Below are 19,161 nucleotides of genomic sequence, written 5' to 3' on the forward strand. Positions count from 1 at the left end.
CCCGGTTTCCGCTCGCCCGAGTCACGGCCACGTGATCAGGGACTTGAGGTCTTCCTTGATCTTGGTCACAGCCGCGGTTTCGGGCCGGCGTCCCCGGGCAGCCCAGTAGTATTGAAGGAAGGGATTGCTGATGGAAAGCTGGCCGTCCACGTTGCAATCGTCTCGACCACTGATGCGCTTCCCGGGCTTCGGGCTGACGATCGAGACCTTCGCCAGATCATTGTTGGTGTATATCGCGTACGGCTGGTCCGGCAGCAGGATGGGCTCGATCACGACGATGGTGAAATCGGTGATGACGGGCTCTTTCTTCGCCTTGATCTGGTCAGTCATCAACTTGACCATGGCCGGAAGTTCGGTCGTGGTCAGGATGGAATCGTTGCGAAGTCCACACCGGCAAACTGCGGTGACATGCCCTCGTGCCGCGTGCCCGAGTTTGCCGGACACACTCGTGAAGTAGTTCGCGAAAGCACCGCCCGGCTCCCACACGAATTGCTTGTTCACATAGCGGGCGGCCGTGGTGGCCTCCAGCTGGCCGAAGATCTCCCCACTGCTGTTCCACTTGTCGATCTTCTTCATGAGGGCAAGTTCGTTGATGCCGTTCCAGAACACGCTCCCGTTGACTGGAGTCGTGGCGTCGAACTGCTCCAGCAACTGCGCGTAGGCTTCCTTGGCATACTCCGACGGTTGCTTGCCGGACTTCTGAACCTCACGCGCCATATCCTCCTGATAACGCGCAGCGGGAGACCACGCCTTCCAGTCCTTCCCCTGTCGCGTCGCCCCGGCGGCGGCCATCTTTGCAATCGCCGCCCGACGCTGCACGGCCTGGATCAACTCCAGCTTGAACTGCGGTGTCCCGAACATCTTCTGGTACAGCGACGGGTCCTTCTTTATGCGTCGAAGCCACGCCAGATCGGACTCCAGCTCCTCCTGCGGGAACTTGTTCTGCAATTCGACGTACAACTCCAGGGGAATCTTGCCCCGGTATGAATTGGGTTGACTGAACAGCATGGGAGCTCCTGTCGGTGGATGGGATTGCGGAATGCCTGCATCGCGATCGAGCCGATCAACAACGGAAGTGGCCAATCAGGACGGCACGGCCGAGCCCGACCCGGAAGACGGTTCGTGAATCTGATGAGCCATGTCCCCCATGTCTCGCAGTCGAGCAGCAAAGCGGTTCAGTGAACCTGCCCAGCTTCCCCTGCCCCCTTCCCCTGACCGATCCCCGACTATCGTCCGCTGCATCTTGCCGTGATGCGGTGGTCTTGCCTAGGTGGGGTGGCGAGAACCGGCGCAGCGGCGGCCGGCTCCCTGGGGCTCACCGCCGCCCCTCACCGGGGAGCCTTCGACCATTCTCCAGCCGATCACCAGGAGAAAACGCCCAAGCGCGAAGGCCGCAGGCTTGCACGCAAGCCAACAACCCTGAAGCGCAAGGTTCGAAGCATTGGACCGCGAGGGTCATCCACCTCGCACGCAAGGTTCAAACCGTCGTGCGCAACGATTCGACGGAGCGGTCGGCGTTTCGGACGACCCGACGTCCCCCCAGTTTTGAGTAGCACCTCGGTTTGGAGTCCAATCCCCCATCTGAAGGAGATTGGACGTGAAGAAACGCTTTTCCGAAGAACAGATCATCGGCTTCCTTCGTGAGGCGGAGGCTGGCTTGCCGGTGAAGGCGCTGTGCCGGCAGCACGGCTTCAGCGAGGCCTCGTACTACCTGTGGCGCAGCAAGTTCGGCGGGATGAGTGTGCCCGACGCCAAACGGCTGAAAGAGCTGGAGACGGAGAACGGTCGGCTGAAGAAGCTGCTGGCCGAGCAGGTGCTTGAGAACGAGGTCATCAAGGACGCCCTGCGAAAAAAGTGGTGAGCGCACCGGCTCGGCGCGAGCTGGTGCGGCAGATGGCCGAGAAGGGATTGAGCGAGCGACGTGCGCTGGCGGTCGTCGTCATGAGCGCCAGCGCGTATCGCTATCCGACACGCCCGGATCGCAACGGGGACCTCCGGCAACGGATCGTGGCCCTGGCGCAGCGGTACAAGCGCTATGGCGTGGGGATGATCCATCTGAAGCTGCGGCAAGCGGGGCTGCTGGTGAACTACAAGCGGGTGGAACGGCTGTATCAGGAAGCGAAGCTGCAGGTGCGGCGGCGCAAGCGGAAGAAGGTGCCCGTTGCCGAGCGGCAACCGTTGGCTCGGCCGAAGGCAGCCAACGAGGTCTGGTCTATGGACTTCGTGTTTGATCGCACCGCTGAGGGACGCGTCATCAAGTGCCTGACGATGGTCGATGACGCCACCCACGAGGCGGTTGTCATCGAGGTCGAGCGGGCGATCTCCGGCCTGGGCGTGACGCGGGTGATGGATCGCCTGGCGCTCAGTCGTGGCTTGCCCAAGGTGATCCGCAGCGACAACGGCAAGGAGTTCTGCGGCAAGGCGATGGTGACCTGGGCCCACGAGCGTGGTGTGCAGCTGCGCCTGATCGAACCGGGCAAGCCAAACCAGAATGCGTACATCGAATCGTTCAACGGCCGGTTGCGCGACGAATGTCTCAACGAGCACTGGTTTCCCAGCCTGCTGCATGCACGCGCCGAGATCGAACGCTGGCGATGCGAGTACAACGAGGAGCGACCGAAGAAGGTGCTGGGCGGGCTGACACCTGCCGCCTATGCGAAGCAGTTACAGTGAACCCGGACTCTAAACCGTCCCGCTACTCAAAGCGGGGGGACGTCGGACCCACGCGGCACGGATGCGCCGGCACCGGACGTCACGTCTCGTCGGTGCACGGTTCCGGCACTACGCCCGGTGCCACCGTCATCACGTCCTGCCAGGCCGGGTTCTTCAGATAGCGCGCACGAACGTAGGGGCAGAACGGAATGATCCGGAAGCCCTGCCCGCGCGCGTCGGCAATCAGCCGATCGACCAGCGCCGACGCCGCGCCGGTGCCCTTCAGGCTCTCCGGGGACAAGGTGTGATCCGCGCTGATCAGCCCCGGCCCGCGATGCGTGAAAACCAGTTCGGCTTCGGCCTCGATACCGGTCACCGTTGCGACATAGCGGCCATGCCGGCCATGTTCTTCCCGGGTGATGTAAACGTCAGTCATGGCTCGACTCCTGGGCTCGAACTCGTGGGGATGGCAGCAGTGTGCCATGCGCACGCCGGTCGGCCACCGACGTGCCGCCGCCGGCGCGCCCAACGGGCCAGTCGAATTTTCCAGGGCCCAGGAAGTGAGCCTGATTTCAAAAACAGGGGTCAGAGTCGACTTTCTCTCGAGCAAGCTCCAAGAGAGTGCACTCTGACCCGTGTTTCTGGTGACATCAGGCAGCCACTACATGCGATTGGGCAAATTCAGCGGATTGAATTTAACCATTCTTCCACGGGAAGCGGTGACGGGCTGCTTCTCCTGAAGAACCAAAAAGCCTTTGGGGCCGACAACCTCAACCATCTCATTGCCGCCGTACCCTTCAAATTGCGCCCTTAGCACCCCATTGTTGGAGTATTTCTTGAGCACCTCCACCTTACCCGGCCTCGCCTTCACCTCGCCGTTATTCACGCCGCAAAAAGTGCCGTCGCCGTTGCTTATTACCCAGTGTCCATTCCAACCCGCAGCCCCGGTATTCTCGTTCCACATGTGAACGACATATCCGGCTTCGACATCGGGCAAGACGCTGGCGTCAGTGAAGGGCGTGCTGGCGGGCCATACTTCAATGCCATCCCCGAAAAGATCGTCAAGCGACGCCTTCCCGGTAGGCGCCGCATTCTGCATAAACCACCGAAAAGACACCACTCCCGATTTGAGTAGCCACCCAAGCACGCCGCGATAGCATGTCTCGGCGGCCCCGGTCACTGCAAAAGTGCTTCTCGCCGCATTCAGATTTCCGGCGATCGCTGGCGGCAAACCTGTCGGCGCACCGAGCTTCGCCGTGTCGGAAACATCCTGAGCGGTAGCGTTCGGCAAAATCGCAAACATGGCAATCGCATCGCAAATACTCTGTTCGCTTCTCATCCCCCAGGTATTCAGGCTCAGCGCCTTCCAGTTCGCATCAAGAGATGAAAGTGCGACCGCGACCTGCTGACCAACGAAGTTTTGCTTGGCCCAGAGATCGGAAAAGTAGACGCGTTGGCACAATAGCAATGCACGCAGCGCGTGCCGAGCATTTTTATTGGCATTGGTGTTCGGGTGAACCCCCTTGGTACTCCCCAAGGCCAACTGCTGCGAGATAGCGGCCCGCAGCGCAACCCCAACAATGGTGTTGATGTGATCCCCGATTTTCGGCACTGCCAATGGGAACTTCGTGTTCAGATAACCAATAGTGTCATTCCAGCGCGTCAACTGATCTTTGTTCATGAAAAATAGCCCCCGACAAGTTGGGCAGCAAAAAAGGGGCCAGGCTCATCGACCCAATCCCTTCACGATTCAAACTAGAACTGCTTCAACCAAAAAGAGGTGTCAGAGTCGACTTTCTACAATGACCGCTCCAAGAAAATGCACTCTGACCCCTGTTTTCATTTCCGCTTGTTTCCCAGTTTCCGGATAGGAATTCAGGAACCGTCTGCGACAGGGGCCTTATTCTTAGTTACCCGTTTGACAACCTCTGATCCGTAAATAACGGCTTTCTCAGGCGCAGAACCGAGATAGGTCTGCGCGGCGGTATTTGCCAAATTTTGCGCGATCGTGATCAACTGATCTACGCGTGCTTGATCTACATCTTTGATTTCCTCAGAGTGTTGAACAATCACGTGGGGCTTGAAGGCAGGGATGCCATTGATCAAAAGTTGGTATTGATAACCGGTAAAGGTGTTGTGCGTGGTGAAAATAATACCTGCGTCTTTTTCAATCTTCACATACGGATCAATTCGTACGCTGAATACAGCGCTACGTGCCTCATATTCAAGTTTCAGCTCATTTCTTGCCTGCTGGGCAGCGTCATCCCGAACTTTGCCGATATTTTCTCGAAAATCGGCCTTGAGATTTGCAATCTCAACCAGATGATCCTTCCTTCCTTCGGTCAGTCCATGCTCATAGCCGTCTTGGAACACCACGGACCGAATTTTTTTTTCATCCTCAAGACGAGAATGTTCTGCCTCATTTTTCTTGGCCAAAAATGCCGTCTCATTGAGGTGAATCTGCTTTTCGAGGTCACGAACACGAATTTCAAGATCAGCTGCAAGCCTCGATCGCCATTCAATTTTCCTCTTTAAAATGAGCCACATAATTCCAGCGCCAAACACGGCAGAAACGATGCTCGCAAAAATCCAGCTCATGATTTACCCTGTAGATGTAAAGAAATAAATTAAGGTTCAATTTTGCACTTCCGCTTCTGTTTTGCAAAAATGAACCTGTCCCCTTATTTTCAAAACAGGGTCAGAGCCGACTTTCTACAATGATCGCTTCAAGAAAGTGCACTCTGATCCCTGTTTTGTGTTTTTTGCTTTCTGCGAATTAGGTTGGCGCACGAAATTAATTAGCCACCTTTCCTTCAATCGCATCGTGCAAGCTCTCACTAGGGTCTTCAGGGCGAAGAAGTGGATCCGCACGATGTATATCTATCGCAACAAGTCTGTTCATGTAATCAAGAGATACCCTGAAACGGACACCTGCACCAATCGCCAGATCCTCAAGGAGAGATTCGTCGGCCACACTTGAAACATGAAAGAAATACTCGTCGTTGTCATGCGTCCTAATAAAGCCAAACTTTTTACTACTGTGATACCGAGCAAGATAGCCACGCTCCCAAAGATCAAGCTCCCCACTTTCATTTTCTCTATCATTGCGAGCATGAAACGCATCGCACGTGCCATTGATCCAGTCAAGGCAGGACTCGGCTCTTCGATGAGCGTCAGACGCGACAGGTAACTGATTTCGAACTTGAGCTGCGGATCTTCTAAGTCTGCCCAGTCTAGAGTACATTTTTTCATCAGGCTCGATAATTCTTTCGAAGTACTCCCTCAGCGACTCCAACGATTCAAGAGCCTTTAGCGGCTCTTGGTTACTAGCTGAAAAATCCGCCTTCCTACACCAAACCTGTATCTGAAGGTCTACGATTTTTGTTTGGACTCTTTCATGGTCAACGGACATACCGGCTAGCTGATTTAAGATCGCCTCCGCCTCATCGAAGCGAGCCAGATAAAGGCAACAACGAGCAAATTCGAGTTTTGGCTCCGGATTATCAGGCAGTAGCTCAACCACCCTCTCCAGTTCCTCCGAAGCACGTTTCGCGTCATGCAGGTCTCTCAACAAGAATCCCGCAAACATCATTCTTACGTTCGCTGCATTGGGTTCCGTCTCAATAGCCCGTTCGTAGCTATCATAGGCTTGGCTAGCGTTGCCAATAAGAGCATTAATCCAGCCTTCCACGCGATAGCACTCGTAGAAATCAGGAGAAAGAATTTTTGCCTTCTCGACTACTTGCAAAGCTTCTTCAAACTTACGTTCCTTAGAAAACGACAACGCATCCCGAAGATGCTTAGCAATCACCCAGTCGCTCCTACCACGCATGTGAATAGTGTAAGGCGACAAAGGGTTCTTCCTTGCCGCATTAATTTGCTCCTCGCTACCACTAATCAACTTATGCTTTAGCGAAAGAAGCTTCAGCTGGTAATCCTTAGAGGCGGGATAGAACTTTGTCAAATATGCCCTAGATAGTTGAGATAACTCATATCTACTTTCATAGGTGTTGCCCAAGTGGGAGCTTGTCATTATGAACATATTCGTGCGCATGAGCTCTTGGACTGCCTTGAGCAGCATTCCTTCTTCCATCTCGGTCAGATATGACAGTTCAGCAACCGTATAAGACCCGCCAAGTGCGAGCAGCGTCTTTACTACGTTCTTTGCCTCAGGGCTAATCTGCTCAAAAACATTAGCCAAGCAAAACTTCAAGAAGAGCTTTTCATCCGCAAGAACTTCTTCCGGACGTTTGCCAGCCTGCACCGCAGAAACAAACCATTTGATGTGCAGAGGATTATTTCGCATTCTGCGACAAAAGACCGCAAGTTTATCATTTGAAGTGCGCGTGAGTTTATTGGTATTTCTGATATCAGCGGTAGCCCGCAAGAGATGAACCGCCTCCTGGTCGGTTAGGCCTTCTAGCTTCACCGGATACTCGTACGCACCGAGACCGATGCGAGTGGTAATCAGAATTTTGCTGCCCAAAGGGAGATCATCGAGCACCTCCTTTAAATGATTATCGAGAACAGTTTCAAGATTGTCGATTATCAAGAGGATCTTGAACGTCCTCAGTAGTTCCTTCAGTTCCTCGATCGGATCGTCGACATCACCACTCAGAACGCCTACAGCTACCTCCATCATGCCCAGGGATGAGCTAATGGCGCCACTGATTCGTGATATTTCGTTCGTAGTGAGCTGCGTAGCTTTAGCTGTGACGAATATTATTGCTTCGAATGGGGCATCTTTTGAGTCCAGAATCTCGTATGCTGCCTTTAGAGCCAAAGACGTCTTCCCCAAACCACCTTCACCCACAACCGTTATCACGGGATAAACACCAAGGCAAGCTTTAACTAAGTTTGCTAGCGCGATCTTCCGCCCAATGAATCCCGTTTCATCGAAATCGGGGAGCGGCAGGTTATGCAGAATTTTGGTCGGCTCGTTATATGACGGGATCTTTAGCTTCAAAACCGACTCAGGTTGACTTGAAAGGTCTTGAAGGCTGGCCGCCAAGTCGGCCCAGTGTGGAGATTCCCTCACTAGTAAATTGGCAAGATCAAATGTCTCAGCCAAATCGTCATATTCGAGTGGCCTCGCATGCATGACCCGATTTCTCGTAGCAATGAGGCGCTCGAAATTACGATGCAGAAGCTTGAATTGCCCGGCTAAGCGCTCTGGAAACTCGTCGCAGTGCCTTCTCGCCAGCGAGTATAAATCACCAAAATCTGAAAAGTCGATAAGCTCGGAGTTATCTCGCGCACGGTCTATTTCAATTTCATCAAAGCCTGCGCGCGCGAGAATGACATTTAGAAGCTGGACGCCAAAGAAATCCGATGTCGATTTAGCGTTTGCGGCAAATGTCGTTAACGATCTCCTTAGATCGAGTTCTATAGAAGAAATAATTGCATAAAGCGTTAACCGAGAAAGACTGGCAGCCATGATTACCCCCTTTTCCCCGAATCCATAGGTACTGGCTCTTGACGTTCACTGGGAGCCCAACCTGTGAACATCATGAGCCCTTCTTAGCGCACAACACAACCTGAGGGAATAGCTACTTGGCGCAACGTCTTTAGCAACGCTTATCCATTTCGTCCCCGATTTTTGCGCCCAAAGAACCGTCTATCAACCCATCGGCAACTTCAACCCCATCTCCTTGGCACACTCCACCGCCACCTCATACCCCGCATCCGCATGCCGCATGACACCTGAGGCGGGATCATTCCACAACACCCGCGCAATCCTCTCATCCGCCTCGCGCGACCCATCGCAAACAATCACGACGCCGCTGTGCTGCGAATACCCCATCCCCACCCCGCCGCCATGATGCAGCGAAACCCAGGTCGCGCCACCTGCAACATTCAACATCGCATTGAGCAGCGGCCAGTCGGATACCGCGTCCGAGCCATCCTTCATCGCCTCGGTCTCGCGGTTCGGTGACGCCACCGAGCCCGAATCCAGATGATCGCGCCCGATCACCACCGGCGCCTTCAGCTCGCCGTTGCGCACCATCTCGTTGAACGCGAGGCCGAGCTTGTCGCGCAACCCCAGCCCAACCCAGCAGATACGCGCCGGCAGGCCCTGGAAGCTGATGCGCTCTTTCGCCATGTCCAGCCAGCGGTGCAGGTGTTCGTCGTCGGGGATGAGTTCCTTGACCTTCTGGTCGGTTTTGTAGATGTCTTCCGGGTCACCGGACAGCGCGACCCAGCGGAACGGGCCGACGCCGCGGCAAAACAGCGGGCGCACGTAGGCGGGGACGAAGCCAGGGAACGCGAACGCGTTTTCGCAGCCGACGTCCTGGGCCATCTGGCGGATGTTGTTGCCGTAGTCGAAGGTGGGAATGCCCTGGGCGTGGAACGCCAGCATCGCGTCGACGTGGGTCTTCATCGACAGCTTGGCGGCCTTGGCGGTGCCGGCGGGGTCGCTCTTGCGGCGTTCGAACCACTGCTCCACGGTCCAGCCCTGCGGCAGGTAGCCGTTGACGGGGTCGTGCGCGCTGGTCTGGTCGGTGACGGCGTCGGGGCGTACACCGCGCTTGACCAGCTCGGGCAGTATATCGGCGGCATTGCCAAGAAGGGCGATGGATTTCGCTTCGCCGGCGGCGGTGTATTTCGCGATGCGCGCCAGCGCGTCGTCGAGGTCGCTGGCCTGCTCGTCGACGTAGCGGGTCTTCAGGCGGAAGTCGATGCGGCTCTGCTGGCATTCGATGTTGAGGCTGCACGCACCGGCGAGCGACGCGGCTAGCGGCTGCGCCGCACCCATGCCGCCGAGGCCGGCGGTGAGTATCCAGCGCCCTTTCAGGTTGCCGCCGTAGTGCTGGCGGCCCATCTCGACGAAGGTTTCGTAGGTGCCCTGGATGATGCCCTGCGAGCCGATGTAGATCCACGAGCCGGCGGTCATCTGGCCGTACATCATCAGGCCCTTTTTATCGAGCTCGTTGAAGTGCTCCCAGGTGGCCCAGTGCGGCACCAGGTTGGAGTTCGCGATCAGCACGCGGGGCGCGTCAGCGTGCGTGCGGAACACGCCGACCGGCTTGCCGGACTGCACCAGCAGGGTCTCGTCGTCGTTCAGTTCGCGCAGCGACTTCAGGATCGCGTCGAAGCACTCCCAGTTGCGCGCGGCGCGGCCGATGCCGCCGTACACCACCAGTTCGGCCGGGTTCTCCGCCACCTCCGGATCGAGGTTGTTCTGCAGCATGCGGAACGGCGCCTCGCTGAGCCAGCTCTTGCAGGAAAGCTCGCTGCCGCGGGGCGCGCGGATGGTGCGGGTGGTGTCGATGCGGGTGGGTGCGTTCATCACGAAGGGCTCCGGTGAGTCAGACCACCGAGTATAGGTCAGCGGCCGGGTCGAACCGGGGGCCGGCTTACGGCGCCGCGGGCTTGCCGTCGATGCCGGTGTGCTTGCGCAGCGCCACCGCGGCGCGCATGCGCACGAGGATCTTCGCCATGTTCGGGTCCTTGCCGAAGCGCGCCTGCAGTTGCTGGACGGTCGCGTCCAGGCCGCCACGGGGCTGCTGTTCCTGGATGCCGGCGCGCAGCAGCAGCCCATACGGGTTCTGCGGCTGCTCGCGGATCAGCTGGTCGGCCACGGCCCAGCCCTTGTCCCAGTCATGCGCCATGTTCACCAGCATGTCGCCCAATTCGCCCAACGGGCGAGGGTCGCGTGGATCCATGGCCATCAGCGTGCGCAGGTCCTTTTCGGCATCAGCGTAATTGCCCAGCCATTCATAAGCGTGGACGCGCGCCTTGAGTGCGTTGCGACTTTCCGGCGAGCGTACCAACAGCTGGCTCATATCGGCGGCGGCCCATGCTGCTTCGTCGTAATCGACCAAGGCGTAAGCTCGGTTGATGCGTACCTTCTCGTCATCAGGGGTGAAACGCAGGGCTTCGGAGCCGAAGATCAGCGCCATGGTCTGGTTACGATAATCGGCGGACAGGTTACCGAGGCGGATCAGGTCGGTGCTGAGGATCAACTCGTCGACCGCTTGGGGATAGGCCGCCATCTCGGCCTCGTGCGTGCAGTCGCAGTTCCACACTTGGTAGAACGGACGGGACGACTGCAGTATCCGCATCATTGGATTGACCTTCGCATGCTGCCGCGCCACCGCTGCCAGCTGATCCATCGCCCTGATCGACCCGCCCCACTTCGGCTCGCGGGCCCACATCGCCATGTTGTAGATCTCGAAATCGTTCGGTACCGCGCTCAGCGCATCCCTCCACGCCGCATCCACGTAATCGTCGCCATAACTCAAGGCGCCGGCGTTCATCAGGCCCGCATACGCAGGGGCCATTTTCGGATTGAGCGCTATGGCGCGGCGAAGGTCGCTGTCCGCCTGAACCAGCAGGTTGTCCATGGCCTGGACGGCATCGTCGGGGGTGTCCTTCATGTACTTCCCGCCGCGCGCTTCCCCCGCCATGGACACGTAAGCAAGGCCGCTGGCGGCAAACGCGAATGCGCTATCGGGTGAGTCGCGCTTCCAGGCATCCAGGGTCGGGCGGATGTCGAACGAACCGTTTCTGAAGGCCTCTTCGTAGATGCGATCGAACTGGCCGCTGGCAGGATCGGCCTGCTGTGCCTGCAAGGCAGCGGACAGACGGCGATCCACTTCGGCAGACTTTCCATCCTGGATCAGCGCCTGCATCTGACCAAACGAAAGCAGCGGAGGCAGGCGGTAATGGCAATACGCGACCACCGCATCGCGCGACCAGTGGCTGTCCGGCGGATCGGGATAGGCCAGGCACCGCTGCAGCGGATCGGTGATCGCCTCGGCCTTCTTCAGCGCGGCGATGAACGCATAGCCCTGCTCGCGAGTGAACTTGTGCGCGGGCAGCGACGACGGGCGGTTGTGCGGCTTCGCCGCCTGCGCCTGCATCATCTGCCGGACCTGCGATTGCACCAGGTGCATGTTCCAGATCCACTCACCGAGGCCCAGCAGGACCAGGGCCGCTATCAGCAAACCGCGTTGCAGTGCAGTCATGCGGGCCTCCCCCAGCCCTGGCGACGCCAACGATCATACTGCGCCGGCCGCGCCTGTCGCGGCCTGAAGCGTCCACCCCCTGCCGTCCTGCACTGGCCGTGTGCCCGGACAAGGAGAATCCTGCGGCGGCGGGCGGTCCGCGGGGAGCAGGCTGATGACGTTGCGTGGGAGTGGGCGGGTGTTGCTGGCGTGCGCGATCGCCCCGGCCATCGCGCAGGCGGCGACGCCGGAGTGCGCGGTATGGCAGCGCGAGTTGTCGTTCGCGCAGAGCGTGCAGAAGCACGATGCGGCGGCGTTTGCCGGGCACGTGATGGCCGACGCGGTGTTCGATGCGAATACGCCGCAGCCGACGCGCGGTCGCGCCGCGATCCTGCAGCACTGGGCGCCGATGATCGAGGGCAGGACGGTGCGGCTGGACTGGTATCCGCAACAGGTCGTGGTGAGCGGCGATGGCACGCTCGCGTATTCCAGCGGTGCGTACCTGTTCGAGAACATGGCACCGGGCGCGAAGCGGCGCTACACGATCGGCCGGTTCGCGACGACGTGGCGGCGCGCGGCGGATGGCGTGTGGCGCGCCGCGTTCGATGGTGGTGATGAAGGCAGGCCGGCGAGCGCGGCGGACGCGGATGCATTCCGCGCCGGCCGCGTGGCGGCGTGCCCGCACGGCGACACTGCCGCGCTGCCCGTTATCCGGCATTGATGCTGCGGCATTGACGCATGCGGCATTGATGCATGCGGCCTTGATGCCTGCGCATCGAGGCGCGCGGTATTGATGTCCGAAAACGGCGAGTCTGGCCGGCGCGGCGGTGCTAGCCTCAAGGTCATGAGTCCAGCCCCTTCCCTGCCCGCGGCATCCATCTGCGAACAGGCCCGACGCAGCCGCGACGCGCGCTTCGACGGGCTGTTCTTCGTCGCGGTGAGCAGCACCGGCATCTATTGCCGCCCGGTCTGCCCGGCGCCTTCCGCGAAGCGCGAGAACGTGCGCTATTTCGCGAACGCGGCGGCGGCCGAGGTGGCCGGCTACCGGCCGTGCCTGCGCTGTCGTCCAGAGCTGGCGCCGGGCAGCGACGAAGGGCAGCGCGGCAACCGGGCGGTGGCCCACGCATTGAAGCTGATCGAGGCCGGCGCGCTGGCGGAGCAATCGCTGGACGCGCTGGCCACCCAGGTCGGCGTGGGTGCGCGGCAATTGCGCCGGCTGTTCGTCGAGCATGTCGGCGCGCCGCCGATCAGCGTGCACACGACGCGCCGGCTGCTGTTCGCGAAGCAGCTGCTGACGGAGACGGCGCTGCCGGTGACGGAAGTCGCGCTCGCGTCCGGCTTCCGCAGCCTGCGCCGGTTCAACGCCGCGTTCGCGCAGGCGAACCGGATCGCGCCGCGCGAATTGCGCCGGCATCCGCGCGCGATGGCAGGTGCGCCGCTGCGGTTGCGACTGGGCTACCGGCCACCGTATGCGTTCGATGCGCTGCTCGCGTTCCTGCGCACCCGCGCGTTGCCCGGCGTGGAACAGGTCGACGAGCACAGCTACGCACGCGTGTTCGGCCCCGCGAACACGCCGGGCTGGCTGCGCCTGCGCGCGTGGCCGGGTGGCGAACATGCGCTGCAACTGGAACTGCATTGCCCGCAGCCGACGCAGATCCTCGGCGTGGTGACGACGCTGCGCCGGATGTTCGACCTGGACGCGAACCCGCAGGCGATCACCGACACGTTCCGGGCCGACCCGATCCTGGGCCCGCTGCGCCGCCGCGAGCCGGGTCTGCGCCTGCCCGGCGGCTGGGACGGTTTCGAGATCGCGGTGCGGGCGATCCTGGGCCAGCAGATCAGCGTGGCGGCGGCGCGCACGCTGGCAAGCCGGATCGTGCAGCGCTGGGGCGAGCCGTTGCCGACGGCGCCGTGGCCCGGCCTGACCCGACTGTTTCCGACGCCGGCCGCGCTGGCCGCAGCGGATCTGCGCGAGGTCGGGCTGACCACCGCGCGCGCCGCGACGATCAGCGGCGTGGCGCAGGCCTTGCTGGATGGCCGCGTGGATTTTCGGGCGGGCCAATCGCTGGACGAGTTCGTGACGCGCTGGGTCGCGCTGCCGGGCATCGGCCCGTGGACGGCGCACTACATCGCGATGCGCGCGCTCGGCGATCCGGATGCGTTTCCTGCGGCCGACCTGATCCTGCGCCGCGAGGCGACGACATCCGCGACGCCGCTGGGCACGAAGGCACTGACCGAACTGGCGAACCGCTGGCGCCCGTGGCGCGCGTACGCCGTGATCCACCTTTGGCGCGGTGCCGCGGACACGCCACCACGCCCACGCAAGACGGAGACGATGGCATGACCGCAGGCCCCGACACGATCTGGTACGACGAGATGGACAGCCCGGTCGGCACGCTGCGCCTGGTGGCGGACCGGCATGGACTGCGGCAGATCTGGTTCGAGCGCGAACGGCACCCGAAGCAGGCGCACCCGGGCTGGGTACGCGCGGCGGCACCGCTGCAGTTCGCCCGGGTGCAACTGGAGGAATATTTCGCCGGCCAGCGTCAGCAGTTCGAGCTGCCGCTGCATCCGGTCGGCACGCCGTTCCAGTTGGAGGTGTGGCAGGAGCTGGGGCGGATTCCGTATGGCATCACGATCAGCTACGGCGAACTGGCCCGGCGCATCGACAAGCCGCTGGCGGTGCGGGCGGTGGGTGCCGCGAACGGACGCAACCCGTTGCCGATCGTGCTGCCCTGCCATCGCGTGATCGGCGCGGACGGCAGCCTCACCGGTTTCGGCGGCGGCCTGCCGACGAAGCGCTACCTGCTGAACCTGGAACAGCGCATCGCGCACGGCGACCTGTTCGGCTGAGAGGTTGTGAGTTTTTTCAACCTCTCAGGTCGGCCATGAGGGCCGAGCATGAAGCAGTCATGCAAGTGACTGTTTCATGTGAGCGAGTCCGGTCGTGTACCGGGCTCGCGATAGAAGAAAACCACAGGAAGTGGTTTTCTTCACAGGCTCCAGGCGGAGCCGCGCGGCTCAACCGCCCTGCGCGGAGGTCGGCAGCGCCTTCGGCACGACCCGGGGCAAGGGCTGCACGTTCTGCTGGTCGCGCTGGCGATCGAGCAGATCCTGTTGCGCGGCGCGGTCACGGTCGCGCTGCGCCTGCTGGGCCTTGTCCAGTTGCTCGAGTGCGCGCGGGTCATTCGCGGACGGACGCTTCGCGGTGTCCTGCACGGCATTGTGCAACTGCTGCTGCAGCTGGCTCTGCTGCAGGTCGTCGCGCGTCTTCTGCTGCTGCGCGGCCTGCTGGAACCGCACACTGGGCGACACCGGCCGGATCACCGGCTGCGCGGTGGACTGCCAGGCCGCCGCCGTGGCCAGCGGAACGAGCGCCACCAGGCCGGCCATCAGCAGGCGTGTCGTCCGGGAATAACGATCAAGACGTGTATTGGTCATGAGGGTGCGCGATCATGTGCAGTTGGTTTCAATGCATCGTAAGGTTGTCCGTATGAAAATCCTGTTTCGCCTGCTGCTCTGCTCCCTGGCAGCATTCAGCTTCGGTTGCGCCACGCAGCGCCCCGCAGCCACACCTGCCATCGCCGCCACGGCGGGCAAACCCGCGCCCGTGCTGCTGATTTCCATCGACGGCTATCGGCACGACTACATGCAGCGCGGGCTCAGCCCGACCCTGGCGATGCTCGCCCGCGGTGGCGTGCAGGCCGCTTCGATGCAGCCGGCGTTCCCGTCGCTGACGTTCCCGAACCACTACACCCTGGTCACCGGCCTGACCCCGGACCACCACGGCGTGGTCAACAACACGATGTTCGACCCGCAGCTGGGCAAGTTCTCGCTGAGCAGCCGCAAGGCGATCAGCGACGGTCGCTGGTGGGCCGAGGGCACGCCGATCTGGGAAACCGCCGACCAGCATGGGCTGCGCACGGCCACGATGTTCTGGCCTGGTTCGGAAGCGGACATCCACGGCCATCGTCCCGACCACTGGCTGGCCTACGACGGCGCGGTCACGCCGGCCCAGCGGGTCGACCAGGTGCTGGCGTGGCTGGACCTGCCCGTCGCCGAGCGGCCCAGCTTCCTCACCCTGTACTTCGACGGGGTCGATCACGCCGGCCACGTCTACGGCCCGGATACACCCCAGGTGAACGAGGCGCTGCGCGAAACCGACGCGGCGCTGGCGCAGCTGGTGAGCGGACTGAAGCAGCGTGGCCTGTTCGAGCGGATCAACCTGATCGTGGTGTCCGACCACGGCATGGCCACCGTGCCCGAAGCGAACAACGTGATGATCGACACGCTGATCCCGCTGGACCAGGTCCACGCGGTGAGCCTGGGCATCCTGGCCGGGTTCAATCCGAAGTCGGACAGCGCCGGGGACCGCGCCGCGTTCCGCCAGATCGAACAGACCCTGGAGCAGCCGCAGGCGCACATGCAGTGCTGGGACAAGACCCGCGTGCCCGCACGACTGGCCTACGGCCACAACGCACGCGTGCCGCAACTGCTGTGCCTGGCGAACGTGCACTGGCGCATCACCACCACCGACTACGCGGCCAAGCGCAAGGGCCGGGTGAGCCTGGGCGAGCACGGCTTCGACAACGCCGAACCGCTGATGCAGGCGATCTTCGTGGCCCACGGCCCCGCGTTCCGCGTCGGCGCGAAGGTGCCCGCGTTCCCGAACCTGGACGTCTATCCGCTGATGACCCATCTGCTGGGGATTCCCGCTGCGGCGAATGACGGCAGCTACGACGCGGTGAAGGACATGCTGAAACCCGCGTCCCGCTGAGCGTTTTTTCTCCCTCCCCTGCACGCAGGGGAGGGTTGGGGTGGGGTTCGCTCTTCCCGCCAGTCCCGCAACATCAAAAGCATCCTTCCCGGCTTCCCCTGCACGCAGGTGAAAGAACGAGGCAAGAGCAAAGCAGGCCCTACCCCATCGCGCCCTTGCTCATCGGCGTGGGCGGCGTCGCCACGTTGACCAGCGGGGCCAGGCGGAACAGCCACAGCGCGATCAGCAGCCCGGCCAGCACCAGCGCGCCGACGAACAGCGCCACGCCGTGCCAGCCGTGCGCGGCGTAGAACAGCCCGCCGCTGGCCCCGGCGATGCTGGAGCCCATGTAGTAGCAGAACAGGTAGACCGAGGCGGCCTGCGCCTTCGCCGCGCCGGCGCGGCGGCCGACCCAGCTGCTGACGATGGAGTGGCCGCCGAAGAAGCCGAACGTGATCGCGACGATGCCCAGCATCACCAGCAGCAGCGGCGTGGTCATGGTCAGCGCGACGCCCAGCAGCATCAGCGCGAACGCGGTCCACAACACCTTGCGCCGGCCCAGCTTGCCGGCCAGGTGTCCCATCCACGCCGAGCTGAAGGTGCCGATCAGGTAGATGCCGAAGATCAGCCCGACCACGGTCTGGCTGAGCTTGTACGGCGGCGCCAGCAGGCGGTAGCCGAGATAGTTGTAGACGGTGACGAACGCGCCGAGCAGCAGGAAGCCCTCGACGAACAGCCATGGCAGGCCGCGGTCCCGGAACATGCCGCCGAAGCGGGCCAGCAGGCTGCGCCAGCGCAGCGGCTGCCGCACGAAGTGCCGCGACGGCGGCAACACGCGCCAGAAGACCAGCGCGGCCAGCAGGCCGATCATGCCGACCGTCGCCACGCCGATGCGCCAGCCGAAGAAGTCCGCCAGCACGCCGGAGATCAGCCGCCCGCCCATGCCGCCCACCGCGCTGCCGCTGATGTACAGGCCCATGCCCAGGCCGACCGATTCCGGGTGCATCTCCTCGCTGACGTAGGTCATCGCCACGGCCGGCAAACCGCTCAGGGTCAGGCCGAGCAGGCTGCGCACGAGCAGCAGCGCGTTCCAGTCCGGCATCAGCGCGGTGACCAGCACCAGCACGGCCGAGGCCAGCAGCGAGGCCACCATGATCGACTTGCGTCCCCATGCATCGGACAAGCCGCCGGCAAACAGCATCGCGAACGCCAGCACGCCGGTGGTCAACGACAGCGACATCGCCGCACCGGCCTCGCTGACCCCGTAGTGGCGGCTGAACTCGGGCATCAGCGGCTGCACGCAGTACAGCAGTCCGAACGTGGCGAAGCCGGCGGCGAACAGGGCAAGGTTGGTGTGACGGAACGCGGGCGTGCCGTGGCGGATGTACGGAGCCGGCTCCGCCTGCTGGTTCATGGTGTCGGTCTTGCCTGGGGATGTGGGCATCGCGCAAGCATAAGCCGCTCAGGCGCTGCGATCACCGCGCAGCACACGCACGGCCTCGTCGTCACCTGCCGCACCGCGGCCGCTGACCCAGCCGAACAGCGCGATGCCGACGATGATCGCCAGCGCACCGAACAGCGCGTAGCCACGCGGCCACGCCTCGCCGAGGAACAGCACGCCGAGCAAGCTGGCGAACAGCAGCTCCGCGGCCTGCATCGCCTCCACCGCGGCCAGCGCGGTCGGTGCGCTGCGCACCATGTCGGTGGCGCGGAAGAACAGGATGGTGGCGATGGTGCCCGAGGACAGCGCCACGCCGCCGGCCAGCAGGGCCTCGCGCAGGCTCGGCGGGCCGACGGTGAACCAGGCGATCACCGCGAACAGCAGCCACAGTGGCCAGCTGCACAGCGTCATGCCGAACACGCGCTGCACCGCGTTCAACTGCGTCGGCCCCTGCTCCAGATGCAACAGCAGTTGCCGATTGCCCAGCGGATAGGCGAATGCGGAAAGCACCACCGCCCCGATCGCCAGCCAGTCGCCGGCATGCAGCCGGCCCTGAGCGTGGCCCCATTGCAGCGCGAACACGCCGGCCACGATCAGCGCGCCGATCGCCAGCGTGCGCCAGGCCAGCCGCGCCCGTTCGTCACGATAGATCAGCGGCGCCAGCAAGGGGCCGGCCAGCACAGTGGTCTGGAAGCTGCCGGCGATCAGCCACGACGGCCCGCTGCTGGCCGCCCAGGTCAACGGCACGCCGAACAGCACGAAACCCACGCCGCTCCACAGCAACCACGGCCGCGCATGCCGGCGCAATTCCCCCGGCAGTTCACCGAGCCCGCCCTGGAACGGCAGCACCACGGCCAGCATCGGCAAGGTCAGCAGGTAGCGCAGGATCACCGCCCATGCCCAATGCCCGCCACCGGCGACCAGACTGCGATTGAGCACGTAGGTGAGCGTGAAGAACAGCGCCGAGCACAGCGCCAGTCCCACCGCGAGCAAGGCATTCGAACGCATGCAGGCACGCCGACAGAAAAACGGAGTGTGGCAAATCGCGTCGGTCGTGCGTAGGGTCCGCGCTGCCGATCCCGGCGGCGCGGACATCGTGAGCGTCAGCGATAACGCCAGTAGCCGCCGACCCATACGCGGTGGGGACCCCAATGACCCGGAACCCAGACCCGCGCGTGGACGGGCTCCACTACCCTCACGTGGGCGACCGGACGGGGCGCGGCCACGATGCAGCCGGTGAGCGAGGCGCTGACCGCCAGCAGCACGCCGAGGGCAAGACAGGAGGTGATTCGACGCATGGGACACTCCATTCGTGGCAGGTGTCCGTCAGAACGCTGCTGTCGTCCACGCCGATGACGCCG

At 62.2% G+C, this 19,161-nt stretch carries 16 protein-coding genes; 5 read left to right on the forward strand and 11 right to left on the reverse strand.

Translation table 11 applies throughout. From position 1 onward, the window contains the following. Nucleotides 1–21 precede the first annotated feature (21 nt). Nucleotides 22–1,008, reverse strand: coding sequence for a hypothetical protein (locus tag I6J77_RS09890; protein WP_204108848.1), 987 nt, complete (start codon nucleotides 1,006–1,008; stop codon nucleotides 22–24). A gap of 589 nt (nucleotides 1,009–1,597) precedes the next feature. On the opposite strand from I6J77_RS09890, the gene I6J77_RS09895 reads away from it, so the two are divergent. Continuing rightward, nucleotides 1,598–2,673 (forward strand): IS3 family transposase gene (locus tag I6J77_RS09895; protein WP_239308908.1). Its coding sequence is split into 2 segments (ribosomal slippage): nucleotides 1,598–1,853 and nucleotides 1,853–2,673, totalling 1,077 coding nucleotides; the frame shifts between segments, so codons are not numbered across the junction. Between the two features lie 79 nt (nucleotides 2,674–2,752). Here the strand turns inward: I6J77_RS09895 and I6J77_RS09900 are convergent. The 6 genes from I6J77_RS09900 to I6J77_RS09925 form a co-directional block, all read right to left on the reverse strand. Then, complete coding sequence (locus I6J77_RS09900; protein WP_204108850.1) at nucleotides 2,753–3,088, reverse strand: GNAT family N-acetyltransferase; 336 nt, start codon at nucleotides 3,086–3,088, stop codon at nucleotides 2,753–2,755. A gap of 225 nt (nucleotides 3,089–3,313) precedes the next feature. Continuing rightward, on the reverse strand, nucleotides 3,314–4,333 hold the full coding sequence (locus I6J77_RS09905) for a hypothetical protein (protein ID WP_204108851.1): 1,020 nt from the start codon (nucleotides 4,331–4,333) through the stop codon (nucleotides 3,314–3,316). A gap of 194 nt (nucleotides 4,334–4,527) precedes the next feature. Beyond that, the gene (locus I6J77_RS09910) at nucleotides 4,528–5,250 is read right to left on the reverse strand and encodes a hypothetical protein (protein WP_204108852.1); all 723 of its coding nucleotides are present in this window, start codon (nucleotides 5,248–5,250) and stop codon (nucleotides 4,528–4,530) included. Nucleotides 5,251–5,446: 196 nt separating this feature from the next. Beyond that, entirely contained in the window at nucleotides 5,447–8,089 is a 2,643-nt protein-coding gene (locus I6J77_RS09915; protein ID WP_204108853.1) for a tetratricopeptide repeat protein, read from the reverse strand. A gap of 183 nt (nucleotides 8,090–8,272) precedes the next feature. Next, a complete protein-coding gene (gene hutU / locus I6J77_RS09920; protein WP_204108854.1) occupies nucleotides 8,273–9,943 on the reverse strand; it encodes a urocanate hydratase in 1,671 nt (556 codons plus the stop codon). A gap of 67 nt (nucleotides 9,944–10,010) precedes the next feature. Next, nucleotides 10,011–11,624, reverse strand: coding sequence for a M48 family metallopeptidase (locus I6J77_RS09925; RefSeq protein ID WP_204108855.1), 1,614 nt, complete (start codon nucleotides 11,622–11,624; stop codon nucleotides 10,011–10,013). Nucleotides 11,625–11,778: 154 nt separating this feature from the next. Here I6J77_RS09925 and I6J77_RS09930 point away from each other — a divergent pair, with 154 nt between their 5' ends. From I6J77_RS09930 to I6J77_RS09940, 3 genes are all read left to right on the forward strand, one after another. Continuing rightward, complete coding sequence (locus I6J77_RS09930) at nucleotides 11,779–12,324, forward strand: nuclear transport factor 2 family protein (protein ID WP_204108856.1); 546 nt, start codon at nucleotides 11,779–11,781, stop codon at nucleotides 12,322–12,324. A gap of 123 nt (nucleotides 12,325–12,447) precedes the next feature. After that, nucleotides 12,448–13,947, forward strand: coding sequence for a DNA-3-methyladenine glycosylase 2 family protein (locus I6J77_RS09935; RefSeq protein ID WP_204108857.1), 1,500 nt, complete (start codon nucleotides 12,448–12,450; stop codon nucleotides 13,945–13,947). Continuing rightward, nucleotides 13,944–14,456, forward strand: a complete 513-nt coding sequence (locus tag I6J77_RS09940) for a methylated-DNA--[protein]-cysteine S-methyltransferase (RefSeq protein ID WP_204108858.1) — start codon at nucleotides 13,944–13,946, stop codon at nucleotides 14,454–14,456. Before I6J77_RS09935 ends, I6J77_RS09940 begins: the two co-directional genes overlap by 4 nt. A gap of 168 nt (nucleotides 14,457–14,624) precedes the next feature. Here I6J77_RS09940 and I6J77_RS09945 read toward each other — a convergent pair whose 3' ends face one another. Further along, entirely contained in the window at nucleotides 14,625–15,044 is a 420-nt protein-coding gene (locus I6J77_RS09945) for a hypothetical protein (protein ID WP_239308909.1), read from the reverse strand. Between the two features lie 52 nt (nucleotides 15,045–15,096). Here I6J77_RS09945 and I6J77_RS09950 point away from each other — a divergent pair, with 52 nt between their 5' ends. Beyond that, nucleotides 15,097–16,380 (forward strand): ectonucleotide pyrophosphatase/phosphodiesterase, encoded by a 1,284-nt coding sequence (locus tag I6J77_RS09950; RefSeq protein WP_204108859.1) that lies wholly within the window; start codon nucleotides 15,097–15,099, stop codon nucleotides 16,378–16,380. A gap of 139 nt (nucleotides 16,381–16,519) precedes the next feature. Here I6J77_RS09950 and I6J77_RS09955 read toward each other — a convergent pair whose 3' ends face one another. The 3 genes from I6J77_RS09955 to I6J77_RS09965 all read right to left on the reverse strand — a co-directional run bounded on the left by I6J77_RS09955 (nucleotide 16,520) and on the right by I6J77_RS09965 (nucleotide 19,098). After that, the gene (locus tag I6J77_RS09955) at nucleotides 16,520–17,773 is read right to left on the reverse strand and encodes an MFS transporter (RefSeq protein ID WP_204111454.1); all 1,254 of its coding nucleotides are present in this window, start codon (nucleotides 17,771–17,773) and stop codon (nucleotides 16,520–16,522) included. 48 nt (nucleotides 17,774–17,821) lie between these two features. Continuing rightward, nucleotides 17,822–18,808, reverse strand: coding sequence for a multidrug resistance efflux transporter family protein (locus I6J77_RS09960; protein WP_204108860.1), 987 nt, complete (start codon nucleotides 18,806–18,808; stop codon nucleotides 17,822–17,824). A 95-nt stretch (nucleotides 18,809–18,903) separates the two neighbouring features. Further along, the gene (locus tag I6J77_RS09965; protein ID WP_204108861.1) at nucleotides 18,904–19,098 is read right to left on the reverse strand and encodes a hypothetical protein; all 195 of its coding nucleotides are present in this window, start codon (nucleotides 19,096–19,098) and stop codon (nucleotides 18,904–18,906) included. Nucleotides 19,099–19,161 lie beyond the last annotated feature (63 nt).

The sequence above is a fragment of the Rhodanobacter sp. FDAARGOS 1247 genome, from assembly GCF_016889805.1.
GTDB lineage: Bacteria > Pseudomonadota > Gammaproteobacteria > Xanthomonadales > Rhodanobacteraceae > Rhodanobacter.

What these genes read in the sequence shown, in the direction of transcription:
- I6J77_RS09890 (WP_204108848.1), bottom strand. Translation starts at nt 1,008, where the DNA reads ATGCTGTTCAGTCAACCCAATTCATACCGGGGCAAGATTCCCCTGGAG.
- I6J77_RS09900 (WP_204108850.1), bottom strand. Translation starts at nt 3,088, where the DNA reads ATGACTGACGTTTACATCACCCGGGAAGAACATGGCCGGCATGGCCGC.
- I6J77_RS09905 (WP_204108851.1), bottom strand. Translation starts at nt 4,333, where the DNA reads ATGAACAAAGATCAGTTGACGCGCTGGAATGACACTATTGGTTATCTG.
- I6J77_RS09910 (WP_204108852.1), bottom strand. Translation starts at nt 5,250, where the DNA reads ATGAGCTGGATTTTTGCGAGCATCGTTTCTGCCGTGTTTGGCGCTGGA.
- I6J77_RS09915 (WP_204108853.1), bottom strand. Translation starts at nt 8,089, where the DNA reads ATGGCTGCCAGTCTTTCTCGGTTAACGCTTTATGCAATTATTTCTTCT.
- hutU (WP_204108854.1), bottom strand. Translation starts at nt 9,943, where the DNA reads ATGAACGCACCCACCCGCATCGACACCACCCGCACCATCCGCGCGCCC.
- I6J77_RS09925 (WP_204108855.1), bottom strand. Translation starts at nt 11,624, where the DNA reads ATGACTGCACTGCAACGCGGTTTGCTGATAGCGGCCCTGGTCCTGCTG.
- I6J77_RS09930 (WP_204108856.1), top strand. Translation starts at nt 11,779, where the DNA reads ATGACGTTGCGTGGGAGTGGGCGGGTGTTGCTGGCGTGCGCGATCGCC.
- I6J77_RS09935 (WP_204108857.1), top strand. Translation starts at nt 12,448, where the DNA reads ATGAGTCCAGCCCCTTCCCTGCCCGCGGCATCCATCTGCGAACAGGCC.
- I6J77_RS09940 (WP_204108858.1), top strand. Translation starts at nt 13,944, where the DNA reads ATGACCGCAGGCCCCGACACGATCTGGTACGACGAGATGGACAGCCCG.
- I6J77_RS09945 (WP_239308909.1), bottom strand. Translation starts at nt 15,044, where the DNA reads ATGACCAATACACGTCTTGATCGTTATTCCCGGACGACACGCCTGCTG.
- I6J77_RS09950 (WP_204108859.1), top strand. Translation starts at nt 15,097, where the DNA reads ATGAAAATCCTGTTTCGCCTGCTGCTCTGCTCCCTGGCAGCATTCAGC.
- I6J77_RS09955 (WP_204111454.1), bottom strand. Translation starts at nt 17,773, where the DNA reads ATGAACCAGCAGGCGGAGCCGGCTCCGTACATCCGCCACGGCACGCCC.
- I6J77_RS09960 (WP_204108860.1), bottom strand. Translation starts at nt 18,808, where the DNA reads ATGCGTTCGAATGCCTTGCTCGCGGTGGGACTGGCGCTGTGCTCGGCG.
- I6J77_RS09965 (WP_204108861.1), bottom strand. Translation starts at nt 19,098, where the DNA reads ATGCGTCGAATCACCTCCTGTCTTGCCCTCGGCGTGCTGCTGGCGGTC.